Source organism: Sorangium sp. So ce296, assembly GCF_051529605.1.
GTDB lineage: Bacteria > Myxococcota_A > Polyangia > Polyangiales > Polyangiaceae > Sorangium > Sorangium cellulosum_D.
Window position 1 is genome coordinate 1,280,161 of sequence record NZ_CP150325.1, and the last position, 24,305, is coordinate 1,304,465.

Genomic DNA, 24,305 nt, shown 5'->3' on the forward strand with positions numbered 1-24,305 from the left:
GTCAGGGCACACGCGCCTCGGACCCGTCGGGGGGGCAACGTGGGGCCTGCGACGGATCGCACCGGGGGCGGCGTCCCTGCCGGAAGGCCGCCAGGGAGGACCTCTCCATCATGAGCACATCGAGCTTCCTGAGAGGCGCGTCCGCGCTCTTCACTGTCCGTCCAGCCGGTGCACGGCGTGACGGAATGAAGGTTTCGACATAAAGGAGCGTTCAACGATGCGCATCTCTCGAACTCATCTTGCAGCCACGGCGCTCGCCGCAGCGCTCGGGGGGCTCTTCGCCGGCGCCGGTGGCGCCTTCGCGGAGGGCAACGACTTCGCCGGGGCCTACGTGGCGAGCCTCCCGGATCGCGCGGAGATCATGCACCTTCACCGGGACGGCACGGCCGGGATGACCCTCTCGGATCAGGTCACGTTCGGCGCCGGAGGGTTCACGTTCAGCGACAGCCTGGGCTCCTGGAGGCGCGCGGGGAGCCATACGGTCTCCGTGCGCATGCTCAACCTCAACTTCGATCTGACCGGCGCAGCGCCCGCGTTCTCCGGGATCGCCGTCGTCGACTACGTCCTGGTGTTCGCGCCGGACAAGGAGACGTTCACAGCGAGCTGTCAGGGCAAGATCTTCGCCACGGGCGTCGACCCGCTCGATCCCGGCGCCACCCCGGTCACGGAGTTCGATTGCGCGTACCTGGACGGCCATCTCTACCATCGGTCGCCCGCGCCGTAGCTCCCCGCACCGAAAAGGCTTCCGATGGCGTCACCGCCGTGAGACAAGAAGAGTTTTTCCGTGCTCGGTTGAACGGACCTGTCGCGGCGTACTGGCGCGAGGACGCGCCGAGAGCACGTGGCACCGGTCCATGGAGAAGGATCGAAACCGATATGCGCCAAAGGCTTTTGTTCGCTCTCTCGCTGCTCCCGCTCGCGGCCCTCGGGCTCGCCCTCCGGCCGGCGCCCACCCTGGCCGGCGGCTTCCCCTCCGCCTGCGCCGGGACCTACCTGATCTCGGAGGCGGGCGGCGCGCGGGATTTCTGGACGTTCGCGGCCGACGGGTCCTTCTTCGGGACCACCTCGACGCAGCCCCTCTACAATTTCTCGAACCAGCAGGGGAGCTGGGAGAAGGTCGGCAACGACGGCGCTCGAGGCGCCCTGTTCGCGTTCGTCTACGACGAGGACAACACCCTGCTGACGACGGCCCGGATCGATATCGTCCTCGACACGGTCGGTCAGGGCTGCGACGAGATCGCCGGCTCTCTCGTCGTGCGCACCTTCGAGGACGGGGAAGATCCGCTCGACCCTTCGAGCGACACCGGCGATCCCATCGCCTCCGACACCTTCACCGGCCGGCGCGCGACGGCGAGCCCCTGACGGCCTCCGCGACCTGAGATTTCTCTAGCCAACGCAGGCGCGCCGTCGCGCGGCGCCCCCAATTCAACGACAACGGAGGACAAACGATGAGCTATCGCAAGCGCTCTCTTCTCGGCTATCTGGCGATCCCGGCTTTCTCCACCCTGCTGGTCGCGAGCTGCACCAGCGCCGGCCCCTCCGCGGCCGACGGCGACGACGACGAGGCCGTGGGCGAAGCCCATGACGCGCTCACCCCCGAGCAGTGCAACTACTTCGACGTCAACGGTACGGTCCAGATCTGCCACAGGACCAGCTCCGCGACGAAGCCGTACACGATCCTTCGCGTCAACGAGCAGGCGTGCATCAACGCGCACAGCGCCCACGCCGGGGACTACGTCACCAGCCTCGACCCGAGCTCGCCGAGCTACGACCCGACCTGCGGCGGCCAGGGCTGTCTGGCTGTGAACGCGCCGTGCGACCCCACGGTGCCGTGCTGCGACGGCCTCACCTGCCAGAGCGGCGCGTGCACCGATGTGAACGAGTGCGCCCTGGGCACCGACAACTGCGACGCGAACGCGGCGTGCACCAACACGCCGGGCTCCTTCACCTGCGCTTGCAACGCAGGGTACGAGGGCGACGGCGTGACGTGCACCGACGTCGACGAGTGCGCCCTGGGCGCCGACAACTGCGACGCGAACGCGGCGTGCACCAACACGCCGGGCTCCTTCACCTGCGCTTGCAACGCGGGTTACGAAGGCGACGGCGTGACGTGCACCAACATCGACGAGTGCGCCGCCGACCCGTGCCAGAACGGCGGGACCTGCGTCGACGGCATCAACAGCTTCACCTGCGTGTGCTTGCCCGGCTTCACCGGCGCCAGCTGCGAGACCGACATCGACGAGTGCGCCGGGAGCCCGTGCCAGAACGGCGGGACCTGCACCGACGGCATCAACGGCTATACCTGCGCGTGCTTGCCCACGTACGAGGGGACCAACTGCGAGGCGTGCCAAGGCAGCCTCGCGGACTGCAATGGGCTCACGTCCGACGGCTGCGAGGTGAACCTCCAGAACGACGCCTCCCACTGCAACGCCTGCAACAACGCGTGCGCGTCGGGTCAAATCTGCTCGAGCGGTGGCTGCCAGACCCCGCCCTCCGGCCAGGTCCCCGGCACGCCGATCAACACCTCCGTTCCCCACAACCCGCTGGCACCGGCGGTCGCCGACGTGAATGGCGACGGTAAGCTCGACGTCCTGGTGGCCAACGCCGAATCGGGGTCGTTGCTGTTCCCCTCCGGGTCGCTCTCCGTCTTCCACGGCAACGGCGACGCGACCGTCCAGCCGGAGCTCTACTATACGGGCGCCCCGCTCTCCAGCAACGCGGTCGTGGCGGTGGACGTGGACGGCGACGGGTGGCTCGACGCCGTCACCGTCGACGGCCAGACCAACCTGCCCCTCATCAACGGGAGCATCAGCGTCTACCGAAACCTGGGCCCGAGCGCGCCCGGGACCTTCGACGCGCCGACGAGCTTCACCACCGGCACCCCGGGCTCCGTCCACCTCTGCGCCGGGGATTTCGATGGCGATGGGGTCGCCGACATCGCCACCACCAGCGTGACCCTGAGTCAGGTGAGCGTGATCCTGGGCACCGGCGGGGGCAGCTTCGGCGCGCCCACGCTCATCTCCATCTCGGGCACAGGCGGCGTGCAGTCGAGCATCGCCTGCCGCGATCTGGACGGTGACGGCCTCTCCGATCTCGTGGTGACGAGCCCCGGCACCGCGCGCCTGTCGATCCTCATCGGCCAGGGCAACGGCTCGTTCGCCGCGCCGGTCGCCTACACCAACTCCGCCGGCGGCCAGACGGCGGGCATCGCCTTCGGCGACGCCAACGGCGACGGCACGCTCGACATTCTCTCGAACGGCGCGGCCGGCCGGTTCCTCTTCTTCTTCAGAGGGAACGGCGACGGCACGTTCGCGAGCGGCGTTCAGTCCACCGCCGCGGCCACCGCGGTCGCGAACTCGGCGCTGGGGGTCGTGGCCAGTGATTTCAACGGCGATGGCAAGCTCGACGCCTACATCCTGGTCACCACCGCCTCGGGCGGCGTCCGCCCGATGACCGGCAACGGCAACGGAGCCTTCACCTCGGGCCCCGTCGTCCCGACCGGCACCTCGCCCGGCCCCAACGCCATCGCCGCCGCGGACCTGGATGGCGATGGGTACGACGATCTCGTCCTGACCAACCGCGGCTCCGGCACCCTCACCGTGATCCCCAACGGGCTCTGACTCGCCTTCTCGCCGTCACGCTGCGGTTCGTCCGGCGCGCGACGGCGAGCCCGTGACGGCCTTCGCGCGTGCGGGCGTGTCGAGGGCGGAGGAGCGGGACATGCCAAGAGCAAGTTCGCCCGTACACGAACGGTACCGCCCGTAGACGAACGGCATCGCCTGTGTACCCACGGCAGCGCGCGTCCACGAACGACAGCGCCTGTCTGCAAACGACAAGAATGTGTGCCAGGACCATTTTCGATTTACGCGGCTCGCCTGGCTGGAGCATCATGTTCCGGCGACACTCCGTCATCGATTTCGGCAGAGTGTCCGCGGTCGTTCATGGCGGTGAGGGGCGCACTCCGCAGCTGAGGCATTCAGGCAGCAGCAGCAGCGGCGGAGCGCGGCTGGACCTGGGGCTGCTCGTGCCCGGTACCGTGATATGCGCGGTACCGGGCAAACAGGCCCGATGAGGCGGTGCCCTGATTTCAGCGCGAGCTCAGCGCGAGAGCCGGTGGCTCGTGCGACGGCGCGCCGAAAGACGCGCAGGGGCCTGCATCAACACCACCTCCGCAAAGGACCATTCACACTGGCATCGGTCTTGAGTTGGACGATTGGACGATTGGGCGATCGAGCGATTGGACGACCTGAGATTTCTCCAGCCAACGCAGGCTCGCCGTCGCGCGGCACCCCACTTCAACAAAAAAAAAAAAGAGGACAAACGATGAGCTATCGCAAGCGCTCTCTTCTCGGCTATCTGGCGATCCCGGCTTTCTCCACCCTGCTGTTCGCGAGCTGCACCAGCGCCGACCCTTCCGCGGCCGGCGGCGATGACCACGACGCCGTGGGCGAAGCCCATGACGCGCTCACCCCCGAGCAGTGCAACTACTTCGACGTCAACGGTACGGTCCAGATCTGCCACAGGACCAGCTCCGCGACGAAGCCGTACACGATCGTTCGCGTCAGCGAGCAGGCGTGTATCAACGCGCACAGCACCCACGCCAACGACTACGTGACCAGCCTCGACCCGAGCTCGCCGAGCTACGACCCGACCTGCGGCGGCCAGGGCTGTCTGGCGGTGAACGCGCCGTGCGACCCCACGGTGCCGTGCTGCGACGGCCTCACCTGCCAGAGCGGCACGTGCACCGACGTGAACGAGTGCGCCCTGGGCACCGACAACTGCGACGCGAACGCGGCGTGCACCAACACGCCGGGCTCCTTCACCTGCGCTTGCAACGCGGGGTACGAGGGCGACGGCGTGACCTGCACCGACATCGACGAGTGCGCCCTGGGCACCGACGAGCCCGTCTACGAGGATGGCCCCGGCTCGGCGTGTGTCTCCGCGCGCGCCCCCCGCCGCCTCAGATCACCCGGTCCACGAGCGGCTCCCCCCGCTCGAACCGCCTCAGATTCGCCAGGAAATGCTCGACCTGCGCTACCGGCTCCTCGCGCCGCCCGCCGGCGGTGTGCGGGGTGATGAAGCAGCCCGGGGCGCGCCAGAGCGGGTGATCTGGCGGCAGCGGCTCGGGATCCGTCACGTCGAGGTACGCGCCCGCGAGGCGGCGCGCCTCGAGCGCCTCGAGCAGCGCCGCCTGGTCGACCGTGGCCCCCCGGCCGACGTTGAAGAACCACGCGCCCGGCCGCATCCGCGCGAGCAGCGCGGCCGAGACCAGCCGCCGCGTGCCCTCGGCTTCCGGCAGGCTCGAGACCACGTGGTCCGCCCACGCGAAGGCATCGGCGAGCTCCTCCCGCGCGACGGCGCGGCCAGGCTCGTCGCCGCGGGGACGGGCGCGCAGGACGCGGAGCTCCACCTCGAACGGGGCGAGCAGCGCGGCGAGGCGGCGGCCGATGGCGCCGAAGCCGAGGAGCAGCACCCGCCGGCCCCGGAGCAGCGCGCTCCTCGACCGCACGGCCGCGTCGGGCCAGCCGCGCGGGCCGCGCTGGTTCTCGAGGCACTCGGGCAGCCGCCGCGACGCGGCCAGCAGGAAGGCGAGCGCGTGCTCCGCGCACGGGTCGGCGTAGACGCCGCTGCTCGTCGTGAGGACCGCGCCGCGGGCCGCGAGCGCGGCGCGCACCGCCGCCACGTCGTAACGGGCATAGCCGGCGGTGCTGAGGTGCACCCAGCGGAGGCGCGGGGCCGCGCACACGTCCTCCGGGTGCGGCTGGCCGAAGACCACGTCGGCGCCCTGCACCGCCGGATCGCGCCCGACCTCGGCGAGGTTCTCCGCCGAGCGCGCGCCGGACAGCACGAGCTCGTGCGGCGCGACGCCCTCGGCGAGCACCCGCGCCGCCTCCTCGGGGAACACCATCGTGCAGGCGATGACCCTCCGATCCATGGCCGCCCCGCTCACCCGTGCACCGCCCGGCCGAAGTCGCGCATCCACGCGTCCTCGTCCGCGGTGAGCGGGCCCTTCGCGAGCGCGTCGAGGTTCTCCTCCACCTCGGCGCGGCTCCTCGGCCCGGTCAGCGCGACGTCCACGTGCGGGCTGGAGAGCTGGAATCGATAGCAGTCGCCCGCCGTCATCGCCGGGCCCGACCAGCCGTTCGGCTTCTTCAAGAGGCGCCGCCACGCCGTCGCCGTGTAGGCGAGCACGCTCGGCCGCGCGTCGCGCACGTGCGGGAAGATGTCCCGCTCCGCCCCCGGATGCGCGGCGTTGTAGCGGATCATCAAGAGATCGAGCGGAGAGGACGCCGCCAGGTTGCCCGCCCGCGCGCGGTCGTGGATGCTCACCCCGAGCGCGCCCACCTTGCCGCTCTCGCGCAGGTGCACGAGCTCCCGCTCGGTCGCGCCCGTCAACGCGGAGCCGACGCCGAGCCAGCTGAGCAGGTAGACGTCGAGGTGATCGGTCCCGAGCTCGCGCAGGAGCTTCTCGGCCCCGCGGCGCACGCCCCAGCCGAACCAGCCGATCTGCGCATAGCCGACCACCGCGACCTGATCGCGCCGCCGCTTCAGCGCCTCGCGCAGCGGGTTGCCGAGCCCGCGCGCGCGCATCGTCCAGAGGAAGAGGTTGACGCCGCGATCCATCGCCGCGCGCACGCCATCCTCGTCGATGCCGTAGTTCGCCGCGAGGCCGAGCCGGAAGAGGCGCTTGCCGCGGAACGCGGTGGGGGCGCGGTGGAGCCAGTCATCCATGCGCCGGCAGCTTACACCACCTCAGTCGATGTCGTCGTACTCCCGGTATCGGAGGCCCGGAATGCGCGGCGTGCGGACGTCGAAGCCAAAGCTGCGATCGACCGCCTCGAAGAGCTCGATCTTGTGCGCGAGCCCCTCGGGCTCCCCGCAGGCGGAGGCGCGGTGCCGCTCGCGCCAGCGGGCCTCGGACCGGACGAGCGGGTAGCCGCGCGTCGCCAGGGCGACGGCGAACGTCCCCGGGGCGAGACACCCCACGTCCGAGCCGTCGCCGCGATAGGCCTCCATCCGCGGCGACTCCACCCATCCGAGCCGATCGCCCTCGCGCGAGGCGCGGATGAGGTGCTCCGTCCGGCCGTCGACCACGACCCCGAACGCGGCCTCCCGCGCGCCGATCGCGATGTCGTGCGCGGGCAGCCCGGCGCGAACGATGAACGCGAGCGCGTCCGACCAGCCGGCGACCCACATGCGCAGGCCGAGATAGAAGCGCACGGCGGGCTGCCACGACCACGGGGTCTTGAGCTGCAGGCCGGGCACGCCGTGGGCCCGCGCGACGCCGTCCGCGCGGCGCAGCAGGGCGCTCGCGACGCCGCGCCCGCGGTGGGCGGGCAGCACGTAGAGGCTCGAGACCTCGAGCAGCGGCTCGCCGCGGGCGCCCGTCGACAGCGCGACGGCGCCGACCCGGCGGCCGCCCCGCGCGAGCCAGTACGGGACCGCGTAGCGCGCGCCCGCGTGCGGCGTGCCGAGCTGCGCGCCGTCGCGCGCCGCCCGCGGCTCCCACACGGCGCGCAGCTCGGCGCCGCGCGCCGCCGGGTCGACGCGCTGGAAGAAGCGGTTCTCGACGAGCGACGCGAGCTCGCAATCCATCCACGCGCGCGTCTCGGCGTCGTCCATGGCGAGCGGCGCGATCGCGCCGCCCGCGACGAGCGCCGCGTGGATCGCGCGCATGCGCCGGTCGACGGCGTCGTCCCCAGGAGCGCCCACCGCGCGACGCTACCACGCCGCGCGGCCCCCCCGAGCGGCGCTCCGAGGCCGACAGCGCGGCACACCGCCGCCGCGGCGCGCCCCGCCGCGCCGCCGCGCCGTCCGCGCCGCCGCGCCGCCGACGAAGCGCAGGAATCCCGCGCCGCCGCGCGGACTGAGCCGTTGCCGACGCCGGCTGGCGCGCCCGGCGCGCCACACATTCGCCGCCCACGACGGCCCCGACCTGTGCGAAACTCCCCGCGACCGATGGGCCAGGACGCCTCTCTCCGGTGCGCCGGCTGCGGCTCTCCGCTCCCGGAGAACGCCCGCTTCTGCCCCTCGTGCGGCCACCCCGTCGCCGCGCTCGACCCCGGCTTCGCCGCGACGGCGTTCCCGGCCACGCAGCTCGGCGCCGGAGGGCAGTCGCCGCCGCCCCCCTCGCTGCCGCTGCCGCCGGTGCGCCTCCTGCCCGGGACGGAGATCAGCGTCTACCGCATCGAGGCGACGCTCGGCGAGGGCGGCATGGGCGTCGTCTACCGGGCGCACGACCGGGCGCGCGAGCGCGTCGTGGCGGTCAAATGCCTGCACTCGAACCTCTCCGGCAACCCCGAGATCCGGCGGCGCTTCGCCCGGGAAGCGCGGGTGCTCCGCGCCTGGAACCACGACAACGTCGTCGCCGTCTACGACTTCGTGGAGCGCGAGCACCTGCTCGCGATCGTGATGGAGTATGTCGAGGGGTCGACCCTGGTGCGGCACCTCGAGCGGTGGCGCGGGCGCATCCCCTTCCAGGAGATCCGCGCGCTGTTCGGCGGGGTCCTCGACGCGATGGACGAGGGGCACCGGATGGGCATCATCCACCGCGACCTCAAGCCCGACAACATCCTTGTCACGGCCGGCAAAGACGGCCTGATGCCCAAGATCGTCGACTTCGGCATCGCCAAGATCCTCGAGGGGACGACCTACACGCTGAGCGGCGCGTTCCTCGGGACCTGCTGTTACATGTCGCCCGAGCAGGTGAAGAGCCCCCACGCCGCGGACCCGCGCTCGGACATCTACTCTCTCGGGGTGACGCTCTACAAGCTGTCGACCGGGCAGGTGCCGTTCGACAGCCCCAACCACTTCGCCGTGATGATGGCCCACGTCGCCGATCCGCCGGCGCCCCCGTCGTCGCTGCGGCCCGACATCCCGCCGGCGCTCGACCGGCTCATCCTCGACGCGCTCGCGAAGGATCCGGCCGGGCGGCCGGCGTCGTGCGCGGAGTTCCGGGCGCGGCTCGACGAGGCGCTCTCGGAGTTCGCGCCCGCCACGTCGCGGCCCTCGTCCGACGGGCGCGAGCTCGCGCCGACGGTCCGCGAGAAGACCGGCGAGCAGATGATCCTCGTCCCCGGCGGGACGTTCCTGAGCGGGCAGCAGCGCAGGAAGGTCCACGTCGACGCGTTCTACATGGATCGCACGCCGGTCACGAACCGGCAGTTCAAGGCGTTCGTCGACGTGACGGGGTATCGCCCCGACGACGCCGACGCGAGCCGGTTCCTCTCCCATTTCCGGCGCGGCGAGATCCCGCCGGGGCTCGAGGAGCACCCCGTGGTGTACGTGTCGTGGGACGACGCGCGGGCCTACGCCAACTGGGCCGGCAAGCGCCTGCCGACCGAGGCGGAGTGGGAGAAGGCCGCGCGCGGCACCGACGGCCGCAAGTACCCGTGGGGGCGCGCCGAGCCGGGGCCTTCGCGCGCGAACTACGACAACCGCGAGGGCGGGACGGTGCCCGTCGGCTCGCTGCCGGCGGGCGCCTCGCCCTACGGCATCCTCGACCTCGCCGGCAACGTGTGGGAGTGGTGCGAGGACTACGACGATGCGCACTTCTACGCGGACGGCCCCTCGCACAACCCGCGCAACACGCGCCCTCCGGACAAGCCGCTGCTCGTGATGCGCGGCGGCTCGTGGATGTACGGCGCGCAGTCGCTCCGCACCTGGGCGCGCACGAGCTTCGAGGCGCATTACCGCTTCGCCGGCGGCGGCTTCCGCTGCGTGCGCACGGCCTCGTCGAGCTGACCGGCGGGCGCGGCGCTCACGAATGCCGGCGCGGCGGGCGCGGCGTTCACGAATGCCGGCGCGGCGGGCGCGGCGCTCACGAGCGCCTGGCCAACCGGCGGCGGCGCGGATAGAACGCCGGGCGCAGATGAAGAACGCGATGGCGAGCGGCGGGGTCCGCGTGCGGCTGACCGGCATCCGGCGCGTCTTCCCGGTGCTCGACGACGCCGGCCGCGCGCTCCGGGGCAGCGGCTCCGGCGTCGTCGCGCTCGACGGCCTCGACCTCGACGTCGCGCCGGGCGCCTTCGTCGCGCTGCTCGGGCCCTCGGGGTGCGGCAAATCCACCTTGCTGCGCCTCGTCGCCGGGCTGGACCGCGCCGACGCCGGCACGGCCGTCGTGGAGGCCGAGGAGGGGCCGGCCGGCGCGGGCGGCGCGCGCGCGCGCGCGCCGATCGCGTACGTGTTTCAGGACGCGCACCTCTTGCCGTGGCGGAGCGTCCTCGAGAACGCCGCCCTGCCGCTCGAGCTCGCCGGCGCGCCGCCCGAGGAGCGCCGCGCCGCCGCCCGGGCCGCGCTGCTCCAGGTCGGCCTCGCCGACGCGGACGCGCGGTACCCGGCCGAGCTCTCCGGCGGCATGCGCATGCGCGTGTCGCTGGCCCGCGCGATGGTCACGCGGCCCCGGCTGCTGCTGCTCGACGAGCCGTTCGCCGCGCTCGACGAGCTCACCCGGAGCCGGCTCGACGATCAGCTCCGCGCCCTGTGGGCCGAGCTCGGCATGACGGTGCTCTTCGTGACCCACTCGATCACCGAGGCCGCTTACCTCGCCGAGCGCGCGGTCGTGCTGTCCCCGCGCCCGGCGCGCATCGTCGCCGACCGCACGCTGGCGCTGCCGGCGGAGCGGACCGCCGCGCTGCGCACCGAGCCGGCGTTCGCGCGCGAGGTGCGCGCGCTGCAGGAGGCGCTCGAGAGCGGCGGGGCGTGAGGGGCGGAGGGGGGCGAGAGCAACCCCTCGAGGCCGTGGTCCTCGCGGCGCGACCGTCGCCCCGCCATCACGAGCGGGAAGGTCGGTTGACGCGGACGAGCTGCCCCGCGAGCGACGGCTGGGACGCTACCGCCTCGTGAATACGGGCGGTCTGCCCCTGGGTGTCCGGGTCCTCGGTGCACACCACGATGCCCGCGTGCTCGGCGCTCCGCCGGTGGAGACGAATGAAGTCGCGACGGTTGAGCGTGAGCACGGCGCGTTGCGAGCGCGTCGCGAACTCGAGGACCATCTCGTCAGGGATCGCTTGTCCTGCATTGCCTGCCTCCTGCGTCGTGAGCACGTCGTGCCCCAGCGCGCGGAGCCCTTCCACGACCTGACGCGGGAAATTCTCGTTCGCGTAAAAGGACGCCATCCGTCAGGCATCCTCGTTCTCTTGGATCGATCTCTCGATCTCCCCGGGATGCGCGTCGGCGTAGGACCAGGCATTCACCAGATCCGCGGCGCGGAGGGTCGGGAAGTTGTCGAGGATTCGAGCCTCGCTCCAGCCGAGGCGGCGGTAGCGTTCGAGCGTCCACACGGGGATGCGGGTACGCACGATGCATGCGTCCCCGCCGCAGACGCCCGGCCTCTTCTCGACGCCCGCGAACGCGCGCGTGATGGCGGGGAAGAGCGCGCGTGCGAGCTGCGCCTTCTCGGCGTCGCTGAGCCGCGCGAGCTCGTGCTCGAGATCCTTGAGGGTCACCGTCATGCGCGGAGCGTAGGAGGAACACCTTCGCGAAGGAAGCCTGGTCGCGGCGCTCGCCGCGAAGCCGCGCTTCGCGGTCGTTGAGGCCCGGCCGCGAGCGGCGAGCTTCACCGACGTCGCCCGCTCCCCGAGCAACGGCTTCCACCAACGAGATCGCGGCGCCCGACCGGCGCGGGCGGCCCGGCAGCACCGCTCCCGGCAGAGCCCGCCCTCTCCCCACGGCCGTCCCGCACGGCCCGCGCGGTGCGGGACGTCTGGCCCGCGCTAGACTCTCGCCGGTCGACCATGGCCAACGCGATCCGCATTCACACCCAGGTCACCTCGGATACGCTCCACATCCCGGAGCTCTCGGCCCTCGTAGGCAAGAACGTCGAGGTGATCATCCTCGAGGAGGAGCCGGCCCCGCGCAGGCCCACGCCGCCGGCGCGCAAGCTAGGAGCGCTCCGAGGCCTGTTCGACGTCCCGGAAGACTTCGACGCGCCCTTGCCGGAGGACATGCTGCGCGCCTTCGAGGGAGATGGCGAGCGTTGAAGCTGCTCCTCGATACCCTCGTGTGACTCTGGGCGGAGCTCGCCCCCGAGCGCATCGCGACGACGGCGCGCCAGGCCGTCGAGGATCCGCACGACACCCTCATGATCTCCGCAGCAGCGCCTGGGAGATCTCGGCGTACTCGATGGGCCGCTCGGCCGTCGACCAGGGGCGTGCGCATGGCGACCGAGCGCGCGTACGTCCGGTGCCTACAGTGGCGCCGATGCGGGCGAGGGGTCGCCTTGGGACCTGGTCCCCATAGCTGAACCGGCGTACATTGATGTGCCAACATCGGCCACCACAGCGACCCGACTCATGAGTGAGCACTCGAAGATCGAATGGACGGATGCCACGTGGAACCCCGTTCGCGGCTGCATCAAGGTGAGCCCCGGCTGCAAGCACTGCTATGCCGAGACGTTCGCCGAACGATTCCGCAGCGTACCGGGGCATCCTTACGAGCACGGCTTCGATTTGCGGCTGATCCCAGACAAGCTCGCCGAGCCTCTTCGTTGGTCAGCACCGAAGAGCGTCTTCGTCAATTCGATGAGCGATCTATTCCAGGATGGAATACCAACCGAATACATCGTCGAAGTCGCTCGCGTGATGCAGCGAGCCCCTTGGCACGTCTTTCAAGTGCTGACGAAGCGCTCGGAGAGGCTGCGAGATCTGCTCCTGGGTCCCCTGCGATTCGCCTCCCAGCTACCACACATATGGTGGGGAGTCAGCGTCGAGGACAAGCACTACGGCCTGCCACGCGTCGTTCATCTTCGCGCGGCACCGGGGGCTGTCCGGTTTCTCTCGATCGAGCCCTTGCTCGAGGACATCGGAGAAATTGACCTCTCCGGCATCAACTGGGTCATCGTGGGTGGAGAGAGCGGACCTGGCGCACGACCGCTGCTGAGATCGTGGGTGGAGTCGATCAGGCAACAGTGCGACGAAGCTCGCGTGCCGTTCTTCTTCAAACAATGGGGAGGCGTTCAGAAGAGCAAAAACGGAAGAACGCTCAACGACCGGACGTACGATGCGCTGCCCCCGCGCCAGGTCGCGACGATCCCCGACCGAGCGGCACGTTTGGCGCTCATCGGCGACGTGGAGCGCGAAGCAAAGAAATGGTCGAACGATCCTCTCGTCAAGCTATCTCGTCGCACATCTCGCGCACCCGATGTCGCTGCGGAGTGACATGACTATCCATTCACCTTGAAGGGAGCCTTCCGGGCCTCGCTCCAGCCGAGGCGGCGGTGTCGTTCGAGCGCCCACACTGGAACACGGGTGCGCGCGACCCTCGCGGGTCATATTCCGCGGCGCCCGACCGGCGCGGGCGGCCCCGGGCAGCACCGTTCCCGGCGGAGCCCGTCCTCTCCCCGCCGCGCCCGTCCCGCACGGCCCGCGCGGCGCCCTCCCCTGCGCCGCGGACCGCGCCGCGGGCCACGCCCACCGTGGGCGGAGCTCCCACTCGGCGCACGAAGCCGCGCGCGAACGCGCTTCCATGGCGACAGCGCGCCCGTACAATCGCCTCATGCCCACGTGCCCCCGGCGGATAATTCCCCTCGCGCTTCCTTGGCTCCTGTTCGCTGCAGCGGCCTGCAGCAACCCCGAGATCGTGAACAACCCCGGCCAGGGCGGCGGGGGCGACGGCGGCGGCGGCAGCACGAGCGAAGGCACCGGGTTCGTCGGGACCACCACCGGCAGCGGCGGCGCGGGCGGCGTCGAGAGCGGCTGTGAAGGCGTGAGCTGTCGGCCCGATCAGCACTGCGAGGTCGAGGACGGACAAGGCACCTGCGTCAACAACACCTGCGAAGACCTCAGCTGCGACCCGACCGAGCGATGCCTGATGACCCCGGAAGGGGGCGCCACCTGCGTCGATATCGGCTGCGAGAGCGACCTGGAGTGCCCCTTCAACCAGTACTGCAACGGCACGATCTGCGTCGACGACACCTGCACCGCCGGCGAACGGACGTGCGACGGCGAGAGCCTCCTCGTCTGCGTCTCGAACGGCAGCACGACGCGCGAGCTCTTCACGTGCGGCGGAGAGGCCTACTTCGAGAGCACGTGCACCGACGGCGGCGCAGGGAGCGCGAGCTGCCCGTGCGAGGACGACTGGGACTGCCCCACCTTCGCCGCCTGCGAGGTCGGCTCCTGCACCGGCACCGGCGACGCGCCCACGTGCCTCCTCGACCCCGTGCCGTTCGAGCGCGTCCTGCCGCAGATCGAGATCCAGTGGGGAGGGCAGAACCGCGCCAACGCGAACGCGGCCGACAGCCCGTTCCCGACCTCGGCGCAGAACGTCATGACGCCGCTCGTCGCCAACCTCGACGACGACAACGGCGACGGGCTCATCAACGAGCTCGACTTCCCCGAGATCATCTTCACCACGTTCTGCAATTCGGTGTTCCAGAATAGCGGGGTCCTCCGCGCGATCCACGGCGGCGGCCCCAACAAGGGGCGCAACTACTTCGCGGTGCTCGGCGGGCTGGTGTGGCACGAGGGGGACCCCATCGACACCCCCTACACCTGCAGCAACGCGACGCTGCTGCCGACCGCCCAGCTCGCCGTCGGCGATCTCGACGCCGACGGCGTCCCGGAGATCGTCGCGGTCACCGAGTCGTACGGGCTCCAGATCTTCAGCAACACGGGCGAGACCCGGGTCCTCGCGAACAACCTCTGGGCCGAAGCGGACCTTTACAACGAGCCGGCCCCGGCGATCGCCAACATCGACGGCGCGGGGCTCCCGGAGATCGTGATCGGCCAGCACGTGTTCACGCTGCGCTACGACTCGACGACCCGCGAGCTCTCGATCCTCGACCGCTTCAGGGGCGACGCTACGCTGATGAAAGGGGTTCAAGGGGACGCGACGAAGCTGACCAACCCCAACCGGCTCGGCCCCATCACGTGCGTCGCGAACCTCAACGACGACCACCGGCTGGAGATCGTCGCGGGCAGCACCGCCTACGCGCTGCCCCGCCCGCCGGACGGCGTGACGAGCAGGGCCGAGTGCGCGCCCCCCTATGCCGACGCCGAGGCGACGGCGTTCTGCAACGGGCAGCTCCTCGTGGTCTGGGACGGGCAGACCGTCAACGGCAGGGGCGACGGCGCTACGCAGATCCCGGACACCCGCCGCGACGGGTTCTGCGCCGTGGCCGACATCCTCGGGGCCGACCAGACCGCCGCCCCCGGACCGAACAACCCGCTCGACCAGAAGCCGGAGGTGATCCTGTTCAACAACGGGTACTTCTTCGTGCTCAACGGGCAGGATGGCACCATCAAGCGCCGGACCGTGATGGGCGAGGGCGCCCAGTTCGACGGCGGGGCGCCGAACGTGGACGACTTCGACGGCGACGGCTTCCCCGAGGTCGGCACGGCGTTCGGCGGGCGCTACGTGATGATCGACCTCCAGGAGCCGACCGCGGAGTGTCCGGCGTGGCCCAACCCGCTCAACGACAACGGCTCGGGCACAGCCAACCCCCCGCGCACCCCGAACGGGAAGGCGTGCACCACCGACGAGGAGTGCAGCGCCACCGGCGCGGCGACCTGCAACACGCAGGCGGGCACCTGCGTCTGCTACCACAACAGCTGGCTGCGCATCATCGAGGACGACTCCAGCCGCTCCACCGGGTCGAGCGTGTTCGACTTCAACGGCGACGGCGCCGCCGAGGTCATCTACAACGACGAGTGCTTCTTCCGCATCTACGACGGCGTGACCGCGAGCGTCCTGTTCAAGGAGCACTCCCCGAGCCGCACCCGGACCGAGTACCCGGTCGTGGCCGACGTCGACAACGACGGCAACGCCGAGATCGTGTTCGCCACCTCGAACGAGTCCGGCACCTGCGACGCGTTCGTCGATTCCAACAACGGCCTCGAGGTCTGGGGCGATCCCAACGACCTCTGGGTCTCGGCCCGCCGCATCTGGAACCAGCACAGCTACCACGTGACGAACGTGCTCGAGAGCGGCGGCATCCCCACGCGGGAGCCCGAGAGCTGGAAGGCGTACAGCGGCCGCGTCTACAACACCTACCGCTCGAACCCGCGGTCGTACGGGATCGCGCCGGACCTGGCGCTCAGCGGGATCCAGATCTCGTCCCCCGACGCGGCCTGCGGCGAGCTCACCGACAACGTCGAGATCACGGTGCGCGTCGACAACCTCGGCGACCTGCGCGTCGGCCCCGGCGTCGTCATCAACTTCTACGGCGAGTGGGACACCCCGGCCGTCGACGAGGCGCTCCTCGACGAGGCCGGCGCGCCGCTGCAGGCGGTCCTCCAGAGCAGCATCGAGCCGCACAGCTCGCTGCTCCTCACGGTGAGCTACAGCGCCGCGAACAACCCGCAGGGGACGCTGCCCACCCGGCTGCGCGCGGTCGTCGACGAGGGCGCCACCGAGCGCGAGTGCAACGAGGAGAACAACGAGGAGACCGTGGTCGTGGACGAGGGCGGCGCGCTGCCGGACCTCCAGATCGAGATCGGGCGGGTGACCGACGCGAAGTGCGAGCTGCAGCAGGTCGACGTCCCGACGGTCGTCAGGAACGCCGGCTCGGCGCCGGCCAGCGACGTGCGGGTCCGGTACTACGCCGGCGATCCCGGTCAGGGCGGGACGGCGCTCCACGAGGAGGTCGTCCCGGGGCCGATCGCGCCGGGGCAAAGCGTGAACCTCGTCGCCACCATCGACGAGTTCCCGTGGAACCTCTCGATCCTGGTCTACGGCGTCGTCGACCCGGACGGCGCGATCGACGAATGCAACGACGGGAACAACAAGGACGCCGCCTCGGACAAGGTCGTGTGCGAGCGCATCCGTTGACCCGCCAGCGCCCTGCCGCCGGGGCCTCCCGCCTGCGGCAGGGCGCGCGCCGCGCCGCCCCCGCGGCGGCCGGGCGCGCGCCGCGCCCCTGAGGCGCCGCGGCGGCGCACGAACCGCCCGCTCCGCCGGGGCGCGGTGCTATGCCTGGGGCCCCCGCCGCGCCGCTCCCGGCCGCGCGCGCGGCGCGGCGCGCCGCTCCTTTCGCCGCGCGCCAGGCGCCGCGCGCCGCGCGCCACGCGCGGCGCCGATCGATCGACCCAAGCCCCCAACCGCCATGCTCGGAACGTCCAACCTCGCGAAATCCTTCGGTGATCGGACCCTCTTCGAGGGCGTCTCGCTCAAGCTCAACGCGGGGTCCCGCTACGGCCTCGTGGGCGCCAACGGCTCGGGGAAGACCACCTTCCTCAAGATCGTGGCCGGCGACGAGCCCGCGACCGAGGGGAGCGTCAGCTTCCCGAAGGACGCCCGCGTGGGCGTGCTCCGGCAGGACCGGTTCCTCAGCGACGACCAGATCATCCTGGATCTCGCGATGATGGGTGATCGCGTCGTCTGGGACGCGCTCGTCGAGTCGCGCCGCCTCGCGGAGGAGGGCGGCGACGCCGGCCGGGTCGCCGACCTCGAGGACCGCATCCGCGCCCACGACGGCTACACGCTGGAGGCGCGCTCGAGCGCCGTCCTCGAGGGGCTCGGCATCCCCGTGGAGGCCCACAGGAGGCCGCTCTCGACGCTGTCGGGCGGCTTCAAGCTGCGCGTGCTGCTCGCGCAGGTGCTCCTCGGCGGCTCGGACGTGCTCCTGCTCGACGAGCCCACGAACCACCTCGACATCCTGTCGATCCGGTGGCTCGAGAAGTTCCTCGCCGGCTACAAGGGGTGCGCCGTCGTCATCTCGCACGACCAGCGCTTCCTCGACAACGTCGCGACGCACATCCTCGACGTCGACTACGAGACCATCACGCTCTACACGGGCAACTACGCCGCGTTCGTCGTCGAGAAGCAGGCGATCCGCGAGCGCAAGCAGGCCGAGATCGCGCGCGCGGAGAAGATCATCGCCGACAAGCGCGCGTTCGTGGAGCGGTTCGGCGCCAAGGCGACCAAGGCGCGCCAGGCGCAGAGCCGGCTCAAGCAGATCGAGAAGATCGAGGTCGAGGAGCTCGCCGACACGTCGCGGCGCACGCCGGTGTTCCGGTTCGCGATCCAGAGGCCGAGCGGGCGCGACGTGCTCGAGGCGCGCGGGATCTCGAAGTCGTACGGCGACAAGCAGGTGCTGCGCGACGTGTCGCTGTCGGTGCGGCGGGGCGAGCGGGTCGCGGTGATCGGGCCGAACGGGCTCGGCAAGTCGACGCTGCTCAAGATCCTCGTGGGGCGCCTCGCGGCCGACGCCGGGGGCGCGTCGTGGGGGCACGAGGCGCGCGTCGGGTACTTCGCGCAGGACCACCGCGAGCTGCTCGTCGACGGGTCGATGACGCCCCTCTCCTTCCTGTGGGCGGCGTGCCCCGACGAGTCGCCGAGCTACGTCCGCGGCCAGCTCGGCAAGGCGCTGTTCTCGGGCGACGAGGTGGAGAAGAGCGTCGGCTCGCTCTCGGGCGGCGAGGCGGCGCGGCTCATCTTCTGCCGGATCATCGTCGAGCGGCCGAACGTGCTCGTCCTGGACGAGCCGACCAACCACCTCGATCTCGAGGCGATCCAGGGGCTCGTCGAGGGGCTCAAGGCGTTCGAGGGGACGGTGCTCTTCGTGTCGCACGATCGGTTCTTCGTGTCCGAGCTGGCGACGCGCATCCTCGAGGTCACGCCGAATGGGCCGCGCGATTTCCCCGGCACCTACGAGGAGTACCTGGCCGGCTGCGGCGACGATCACCTCGACGCCGACACGGTGGTGCTCAAGGCGAAGCGCGAGCACCAGAGGGCGGGCGCCGCGCCGGAGGCGGGCGGCTCGTGGGAAGAGCAGAAGCGGCGGCGCAACCGGCAGAAGGAGCTGCCCGCGCGGCGCGACAAGGTGCTCGCGGCCATCGAGGCGGCGGAGGCGCGGAAGAAGGCGATCCACGACCTCTATTGCAGCGACGGGTTCTTCGAGCGCACGGGGAAGGCGGAGATCGCGGCGCTCCAGGCCGAGGAAGAGGCGCTCGGGCCGCGCATCGACGCGCTCATGGCCGAATGGGAGCAGCTGGAGCAGGAGATCGCCGAGATGGGGGCCATCCAGTGATGCCCCCGGCCCCGGTGGAGGGAGGGCGCGGCGCCGCGCGGCGTGGGGGCCCCGCCGAACTCGCCTGAGACGATGCTCCTCCGGCAAGCCGGAGGAACATCATCTCAGGCTCAGACATCGGCCCATCCCCCACGCCGCGCGGCGCCGCGCCCTCCCTCCACCGGGGCCTACCGATGTGCGTTTAGCCGCTGGTCGGGCCGCTCGTCATGCGGGGATCTGCGCGACGTCCTCGCGGTCCCAGTGGCGGTGCTGCGCGATGGCGCGGAGGAGCTCGTGGGCGAACGGGGCGAGGCCCGCGGGGTCGCGCAAGGTGACCACGCCCTTGTCGGACAGGAGCGGCGCCCCGGCCTGCACGTCGGCCAGCGCGACGCCCTGGATGTCCGTCGCCACGAGGAGATCGACCGCATCGCCCGTCGCCCCGATCGCCTTGCAGTGCTTGAACGCCTCGTTGACGAAATGCACCGCCTCCCCGAGGGCCGCGAGCGCCGTGACGCTGGCGCGCCCGCCGGGGATATAGACCGCATCGAACATGACGGATTTCGCCGTGAGCAGCGACCGGTCCGCCTCCACGGCGCTGCCGTCGTCGCCGGCGATCAACCCGAGCCGCGTCGACACCACCTGCGCGTGCGCGCCGGCCGCCTCGAGCGCCGCCCTCACCGCCGCGAGCTCGGCGACGCTGAACCCGTCGGCCACGAGCAGGGCGACGAGCCGGCTCTTCACCGTGTCCTTCACCGTGTTCTCCATGCTGAGCGCCGGCGAGGCGTCCACCGAGCGCTTGCCCGCGGCCTTGCCGCCCTTCGAAGGCACGTGGGGCTGGCCCGCGGGCGGCGCGACGCCGATCGCCTCGGCCACCAGCCGGCCGAGCTCGGTGTCGACCTCGCCGAGCCGCGCGACCATGCGCTCGCGCACCTCCCGGGTCGCTACTTTGCCGAGCTCGAAGCGCGCCGCGCGGACGAGGTGCTTCTTCTCGGGCACCGAGAGGCTGTTCCAGAAGAGCCTCGGCTGGGTGATGTGATCCTTGAAGCTCTCGCTCCGCACGCGCTGCTTGAGCCCGAGCACCCGCTCGGCATAGTGCACGAACGCGCCCGTCTCCCACGACGCCGTCACCGGACAGCCGCCGGCGAGCGAGTTCGGGATGTAGTGCGCCCGGCCCTGCTTGATCCGCTGCTGCATGAAGCCGTCCCGGTTCTGGTTGTGCACCGGGGCCAGCGGGCGGTTGATGGGGATCTGCGGGAAATTCGGGCCGCCGAGCCGCAGGAGCTGCGTGTCGAGGTACGAGAAGTTCCGGACGTGGAGCAGAGGATCGTCGGTGAAGTCGATCCCGGGCACGACGTTGGCCGTATGGAACGCGACCTGCTCGGTCTCGGCGAAGAAGTTGTCCGGGTTGCGGTTCAAGGTCAGCTTGCCGATGCGGCGCACCGGCACGAGCTCCTCGGGGACGATCTTCGTCGCGTCGAGCAGATCGAAGTCGAAGGCGAACTCGTCCTCTTCCTCGATGATCTGCACGCCGAGCTCATACTCGGGGTAATCCCCCCGCTCGATGGCGTCCCAGAGGTCGCGGCGGTGGTAGTCCGGATCCCTGCCGGCGAGCTCCTGCGCCTCGTCCCAGACATGGGCGTGCACGCCGAGGAGCGGCTTCCAGTGGAACTTGACGAAGCGCGATTTGCCCTGCGCGTTGACGAGGCGGAAGGTGTGGACGCCGAAGCCCTCCATCATGCGGAAGCTCCGCGGGATGGCGCGATCCGAGAGCACCCACATGGCCATGTGGGTCGACTCCGGCATGAGCGAGATGAAGTCCCAGAACGTGTCGTGCGCGGACGAGGCCTGCGGGATCTCCCGGTCCGGCTCCGGCTTAATCGCGTGGATCACATCCGGAAACTTGATGCCGTCCTGAATGAAGAAGACCGGGATATTGTTGCCGACGAGGTCGAAGTTCCCCTCCCTGGTATAAAACTTCGTCGCGAAGCCGCGCACGTCGCGGACCGTGTCCGCCGACCCGCGCGAGCCGACCACCGTGGAGAACCGCACGAAGACCGGCGTCCTGACGCTCGGGTCCTGCAGGAACGCCGCCCTAGTGTATTCGGCCATGGACGCGTAGACCTGGAAGTAGCCGTGCGCCCCGGAGCCGCGCGCGTGCACGACGCGCTCGGGGATGCGCTCGTGATCGAAATGCGTAATCTTCTCGCGTAGATGGAAGTCCTCAAGGAGCGTCGGCCCCCTGGCCCCGGCCCTGAGCGAATCGTCGGTGCTGTCGATCCGGATGCCCTGGTCGGTCGAGAGCACCGTGCCCGTCAGGTCCTCCCGGTCAGGCTCCAGGCTATCGATCTTGCTGTACGCGCTGCTCTCCGGGCCCGCGCCCTTCTCGCCTTGCTCGGCCATGCGTCCTCCCCATCCTCCCCGCCGGCTCCCGCCTGCGCAGGTGGCGATTGGATGCGAGAGCCGGGCGCGCGTCGCACCGGGGGGGCGCGCCCGGGCCGGCGCGGGGGGGCGGCAGAGAGGTGGAGTCGCGGGCGGAAGGGGGGTGACGCCGGCGGAAGCGTCGGTGGGCTCCGCCCCTGCGCGCCGCAGGGGCGGCGCGGCTCAGTGGCCGCGGCCCTTGCGGCTCGCCATGTCGATGCCGACGGCGAGGATGAGGATGACGCCCTTGATGATCGGCTGCCAGAAGCTCTCGGTGTTCATCAGGCTCATGCCGTTGTCGAGCGAGGCCATGACCAGCGCGCCGAGCAGCGCGCCCCAGATCGTGCCCTGCCCGCCGAGGAGCGACGTGCCCCCGATGACGGCGGCCGCGATGGCGTCGAGCTCCATCATGCGGCCGGCGTCCGAGGTCGCCGAGCCGACGCGGGCGGTGAGCACGATGCCGGCGATGCCGCACATCACGCCCATCAGCGTGAACACGGCGATGAGGTGACGATCGATGTTGATGCCGGAGTAGAAGGCCGCCTCGCGGTTGCCGCCGATCGCGTAGAGGTGCCGCCCGAACGTGGTGTGCTTCGCCAGCACCGTGAACACGGTCGCGAGCAGGAGGACGAGCAGCACGGGGAACGGGATGCCCTCGTAGGAGTTCATCAGCGCGGTGAACGCGATGGCGAACGCGGCGAGCCCGATCCACGGAAAGCGCGCCGTGCCGGTCGCGCGCACGGCCTTGTACAGCAGCACGAGGCAGAGGAGGCCCGCGCCCGCCCAGCCGAGCGTGTGCGGCACGTACGCCTGGCCGACGAACAGGTAGGGGCGCGCCGGCGACACCGAGACGCCGCCGGTGGTGCCGAGGATCGAGCCCTGGAAGATGAGCATCCCGCCCAGCGTGACGATGAAGGGGGGAATGCGCAGCCGCGCCACGAGCGAGCCTTGCACGAAGCCGAGCAGCGCCCCGAGGGCGAGCGGCAGGAAGAAGGCGGCCGGCAGGGGCCAGCCGAGGTTCACGTAGATCATCGCCGACGCCGCGCCGAGCAGGCCGGCCATCGCGCCCACCGAGAGATCGATCTGCCCCGCGACGATGACCATCACCATGCCGATGGCCAGGATCGAGGTCACCGACATCTGCCGCGCGAGCAGCGTCAGGTTGCGGGGCGTCACGAACGTCCCGTCGGTGGTGATCGAAAAGGCGATCCAGATCGCGATGAGCGAGCCCACCATCGAGAGGGCACGCCAGGGGATGCGTACGCGAAGCTTCGCCTCGCTCATTCCGTCACCTTCCTCGTTGCTGCAAGCATCACGCGCTCGGCGGTGGCGTCGTTCCGGTCGAGGCAGGCGGTGGCCCTGCCCTGGGAGAGGACCAGCACGCGGTGGCTCATGCCGAGCAGCTCCGGCAGATCGGAGGAGATAAGCACCACGGCGAGGCCGTCCGAAGCGAGCTTGTGGATGAGCTGATAGATCTCGGCCTTCGCCCCGACGTCGATGCCGCGGGTCGGCTCGTCGAGCAGGAGCACGCGCGGCCCCGCCATGAGCCATTTGCCGATCACGATCTTCTGCTGGTTGCCGCCCGAGAGCTGGTTCGCGAGCGCGAGCGGCCCCGGCGCCTTGGTCCGGAGCGCCCTCATCTGCTCGACCGCCGTGGCCTCCCGCTCGGCGTGATCGAGGAAGAGCCCCTTCACGAACCGCCGCAGGGTCGCGAGCGTGATGTTGTCGAGGAGGGTCGACTCGAGCACGAGGCCGTAGCGCTTGCGATCCTCGCTGACGAGCGCGATGCCCGCCTCGATGGCCTCGGCGGGCGACTTGAACGGCGGCGACACGGGCCCCCCGCGGACCGAGATCGTGCCGGTGACGCGGCTCTGGGCCGCGCCGAAGATCGTCGAGACGAGCGCGGTGCGCCCGGCGCCCATGAGGCCGCCGATGCCGAGCACCTCGCCGGCGCGCACCTCGAAGCTCACGTCGCGCAGCACGAACCGCCCGGGGTGCCCCGCGTCCTCGACCGACCAGCGATCGACCGAGAGCGCGACCGGGCCCTCCGGCGGCGGCGGGCAGGGGTAGAGGTTCGTCACCTCGCGCCCGACCATGTACGAGATGACCTTGTCGGGCGTGAGCGCGGCCCGCGGCTGCGTCGTGATCGACTTGCCGTCCCGGAGGACGGTGATGCGGTCGGCGATCTCGAAGACCTCCTCGAGACGGTGGCTGATGTAGATGCAGGAGACGCCGCGGGCGCGCAGGTCGCGGAGCAGGCCGAGCAGCGTCCTCACGCCGGAGTCGGTGAGCGCCGCCGTGGGCTCGTCGAGGACGAGGATCTTCGCGTCCTTGAGCAGCGACTTCGCGATCTCGACCATCTGCTGCTGGCCGATGCCAAGGTCCTTGATCGGGCGCTCGGGGTCGACCTCGAGCCCCACGCGCGCGAGCGCCTGCCGCGCGTCGGCCCGCACCGCGTCCCAGTCGATGAGCCCCCCGCGGACCGGCTCGCGCCCGAGCACCAGGTTCTCGGCCACGGTGAGCTCGGGGACGAGCGCGAGCTCCTGCGCGATGAGCGCGATCCGGTGCTCCTCGGCGCTGCGCATGCCGCTGAACTCGACGACGCGGCCGTTCAAGCGGATCTCTCCGCCGTAGGTGCCGGCCGGATAGTAGCCGCACAGGATCTTGATGAGGGTGCTCTTGCCCGCGCCGTTCTCGCCGCAGAGGGCGTGAATCTCGCCTTCCTCGAGGTCGAACGACACGCCGTCGAGGGCTTTCACGCCGGGGAACTGCTTCGTTATCGATGCGAGCTCGAGGAGGGGCATTGTCCTGGCGCAGGTGCAGAAGCGCGGCCACGTTTACCCGGGACGCGCCGGCGATGCAAGCACTTATTTTGCCAGCGCGCGCCGGAGCAGCGCCGCCCGGGCGGCCTGGAAGCGCGAAAGGCGCAGACTCAATGAAG

At 71.0% G+C, this 24,305-nt stretch carries 18 protein-coding genes; 10 read left to right on the forward strand and 8 right to left on the reverse strand.

Features of this window, described 5'->3' with window-relative positions; translation table 11 throughout:
- Positions 1-217 precede the first annotated feature (217 nt).
- The 4 genes from WME98_RS04745 (at position 218) to WME98_RS04760 (ending at position 5,076) form a co-directional block, all read left to right on the forward strand.
- Entirely contained in the window at positions 218-724 is a 507-nt protein-coding gene (locus WME98_RS04745) for a hypothetical protein (protein ID WP_437950180.1), read from the forward strand.
- Between the two features lie 152 nt (positions 725-876).
- Entirely contained in the window at positions 877-1,362 is a 486-nt protein-coding gene (locus WME98_RS04750; RefSeq protein ID WP_437950181.1) for a hypothetical protein, read from the forward strand.
- A gap of 86 nt (positions 1,363-1,448) precedes the next feature.
- Positions 1,449-3,620, forward strand: a complete 2,172-nt coding sequence (locus WME98_RS04755; RefSeq protein WP_437950182.1) for an FG-GAP-like repeat-containing protein — start codon at positions 1,449-1,451, stop codon at positions 3,618-3,620.
- Between the two features lie 703 nt (positions 3,621-4,323).
- Positions 4,324-5,076 (forward strand): calcium-binding EGF-like domain-containing protein, encoded by a 753-nt coding sequence (locus WME98_RS04760; RefSeq protein ID WP_437950183.1) that lies wholly within the window; start codon positions 4,324-4,326, stop codon positions 5,074-5,076.
- On the opposite strand, the gene WME98_RS04765 is transcribed toward WME98_RS04760, so the two are convergent.
- From WME98_RS04765 to WME98_RS04775, 3 genes are read right to left on the reverse strand one after another with little or no spacing between them, the layout of a single operon-like run.
- Entirely contained in the window at positions 4,961-5,983 is a 1,023-nt protein-coding gene (locus WME98_RS04765; protein WP_437950184.1) for a D-2-hydroxyacid dehydrogenase, read from the reverse strand. The genes WME98_RS04760 and WME98_RS04765 overlap by 116 nt on opposite strands.
- Positions 5,947-6,732: an aldo/keto reductase gene (locus WME98_RS04770; RefSeq protein ID WP_437950185.1), complete on the reverse strand. Its 786-nt coding sequence runs from the start codon at positions 6,730-6,732 to the stop codon at positions 5,947-5,949. The genes WME98_RS04765 and WME98_RS04770 overlap by 37 nt, the downstream gene beginning before the upstream one ends.
- 21 nt (positions 6,733-6,753) lie before the next feature.
- A complete protein-coding gene (locus tag WME98_RS04775) occupies positions 6,754-7,713 on the reverse strand; it encodes a GNAT family N-acetyltransferase (protein ID WP_437950186.1) in 960 nt (319 codons plus the stop codon).
- 246 nt (positions 7,714-7,959) lie between these two features.
- Between WME98_RS04775 and WME98_RS04780 the strand changes: the two genes are divergently transcribed.
- On the forward strand, positions 7,960-9,744 hold the full coding sequence (locus tag WME98_RS04780; protein WP_437950188.1) for an SUMF1/EgtB/PvdO family nonheme iron enzyme: 1,785 nt from the start codon (positions 7,960-7,962) through the stop codon (positions 9,742-9,744).
- A gap of 127 nt (positions 9,745-9,871) precedes the next feature.
- Positions 9,872-10,705 (forward strand): ABC transporter ATP-binding protein, encoded by an 834-nt coding sequence (locus WME98_RS04785; protein WP_437950189.1) that lies wholly within the window; start codon positions 9,872-9,874, stop codon positions 10,703-10,705.
- A gap of 67 nt (positions 10,706-10,772) precedes the next feature.
- Here the strand turns inward: WME98_RS04785 and WME98_RS04790 are convergent, their stop codons facing one another.
- Together WME98_RS04790 and WME98_RS04795 are read right to left on the reverse strand one after the other, a co-directional pair.
- Positions 10,773-11,117 carry a DUF5615 family PIN-like protein gene (locus WME98_RS04790; protein WP_437950190.1) on the reverse strand — a complete coding sequence of 115 codons (345 nt, stop codon included), beginning with the start codon at positions 11,115-11,117 and terminating at the stop codon, positions 10,773-10,775.
- Positions 11,118-11,120: 3 nt separating this feature from the next.
- Entirely contained in the window at positions 11,121-11,453 is a 333-nt protein-coding gene (locus WME98_RS04795) for a DUF433 domain-containing protein (RefSeq protein ID WP_437950191.1), read from the reverse strand.
- A 282-nt stretch (positions 11,454-11,735) separates the two neighbouring features.
- Here WME98_RS04795 and WME98_RS04800 point away from each other — a divergent pair, with 282 nt between their 5' ends.
- The 4 genes from WME98_RS04800 (at position 11,736) to abc-f (ending at position 18,967) form a co-directional block, all read left to right on the forward strand.
- On the forward strand, positions 11,736-11,981 hold the full coding sequence (locus tag WME98_RS04800; RefSeq protein ID WP_437950192.1) for a type II toxin-antitoxin system prevent-host-death family antitoxin: 246 nt from the start codon (positions 11,736-11,738) through the stop codon (positions 11,979-11,981).
- A gap of 312 nt (positions 11,982-12,293) precedes the next feature.
- Positions 12,294-13,157, forward strand: coding sequence for a DUF5131 family protein (locus WME98_RS04805; RefSeq protein WP_437950194.1), 864 nt, complete (start codon positions 12,294-12,296; stop codon positions 13,155-13,157).
- A gap of 337 nt (positions 13,158-13,494) precedes the next feature.
- Entirely contained in the window at positions 13,495-16,767 is a 3,273-nt protein-coding gene (locus tag WME98_RS04810; RefSeq protein ID WP_437950195.1) for a CARDB domain-containing protein, read from the forward strand.
- Between the two features lie 274 nt (positions 16,768-17,041).
- Complete coding sequence (abc-f, locus tag WME98_RS04815; protein ID WP_437950196.1) at positions 17,042-18,967, forward strand: ribosomal protection-like ABC-F family protein; 1,926 nt, start codon at positions 17,042-17,044, stop codon at positions 18,965-18,967.
- 204 nt (positions 18,968-19,171) lie between these two features.
- On the opposite strand, the gene WME98_RS04820 is transcribed toward abc-f, so the two are convergent.
- The 3 genes from WME98_RS04820 to WME98_RS04830 form a co-directional block, all read right to left on the reverse strand.
- The gene (locus WME98_RS04820) at positions 19,172-21,346 is read right to left on the reverse strand and encodes a catalase (RefSeq protein ID WP_437950197.1); all 2,175 of its coding nucleotides are present in this window, start codon (positions 21,344-21,346) and stop codon (positions 19,172-19,174) included.
- Between the two features lie 201 nt (positions 21,347-21,547).
- Positions 21,548-22,648 carry a sugar ABC transporter permease gene (locus WME98_RS04825; protein WP_437950198.1) on the reverse strand — a complete coding sequence of 367 codons (1,101 nt, stop codon included), beginning with the start codon at positions 22,646-22,648 and terminating at the stop codon, positions 21,548-21,550.
- Entirely contained in the window at positions 22,645-24,168 is a 1,524-nt protein-coding gene (locus tag WME98_RS04830; RefSeq protein WP_437950199.1) for a sugar ABC transporter ATP-binding protein, read from the reverse strand. The genes WME98_RS04825 and WME98_RS04830 overlap by 4 nt, the downstream gene beginning before the upstream one ends.
- Positions 24,169-24,305 lie beyond the last annotated feature (137 nt).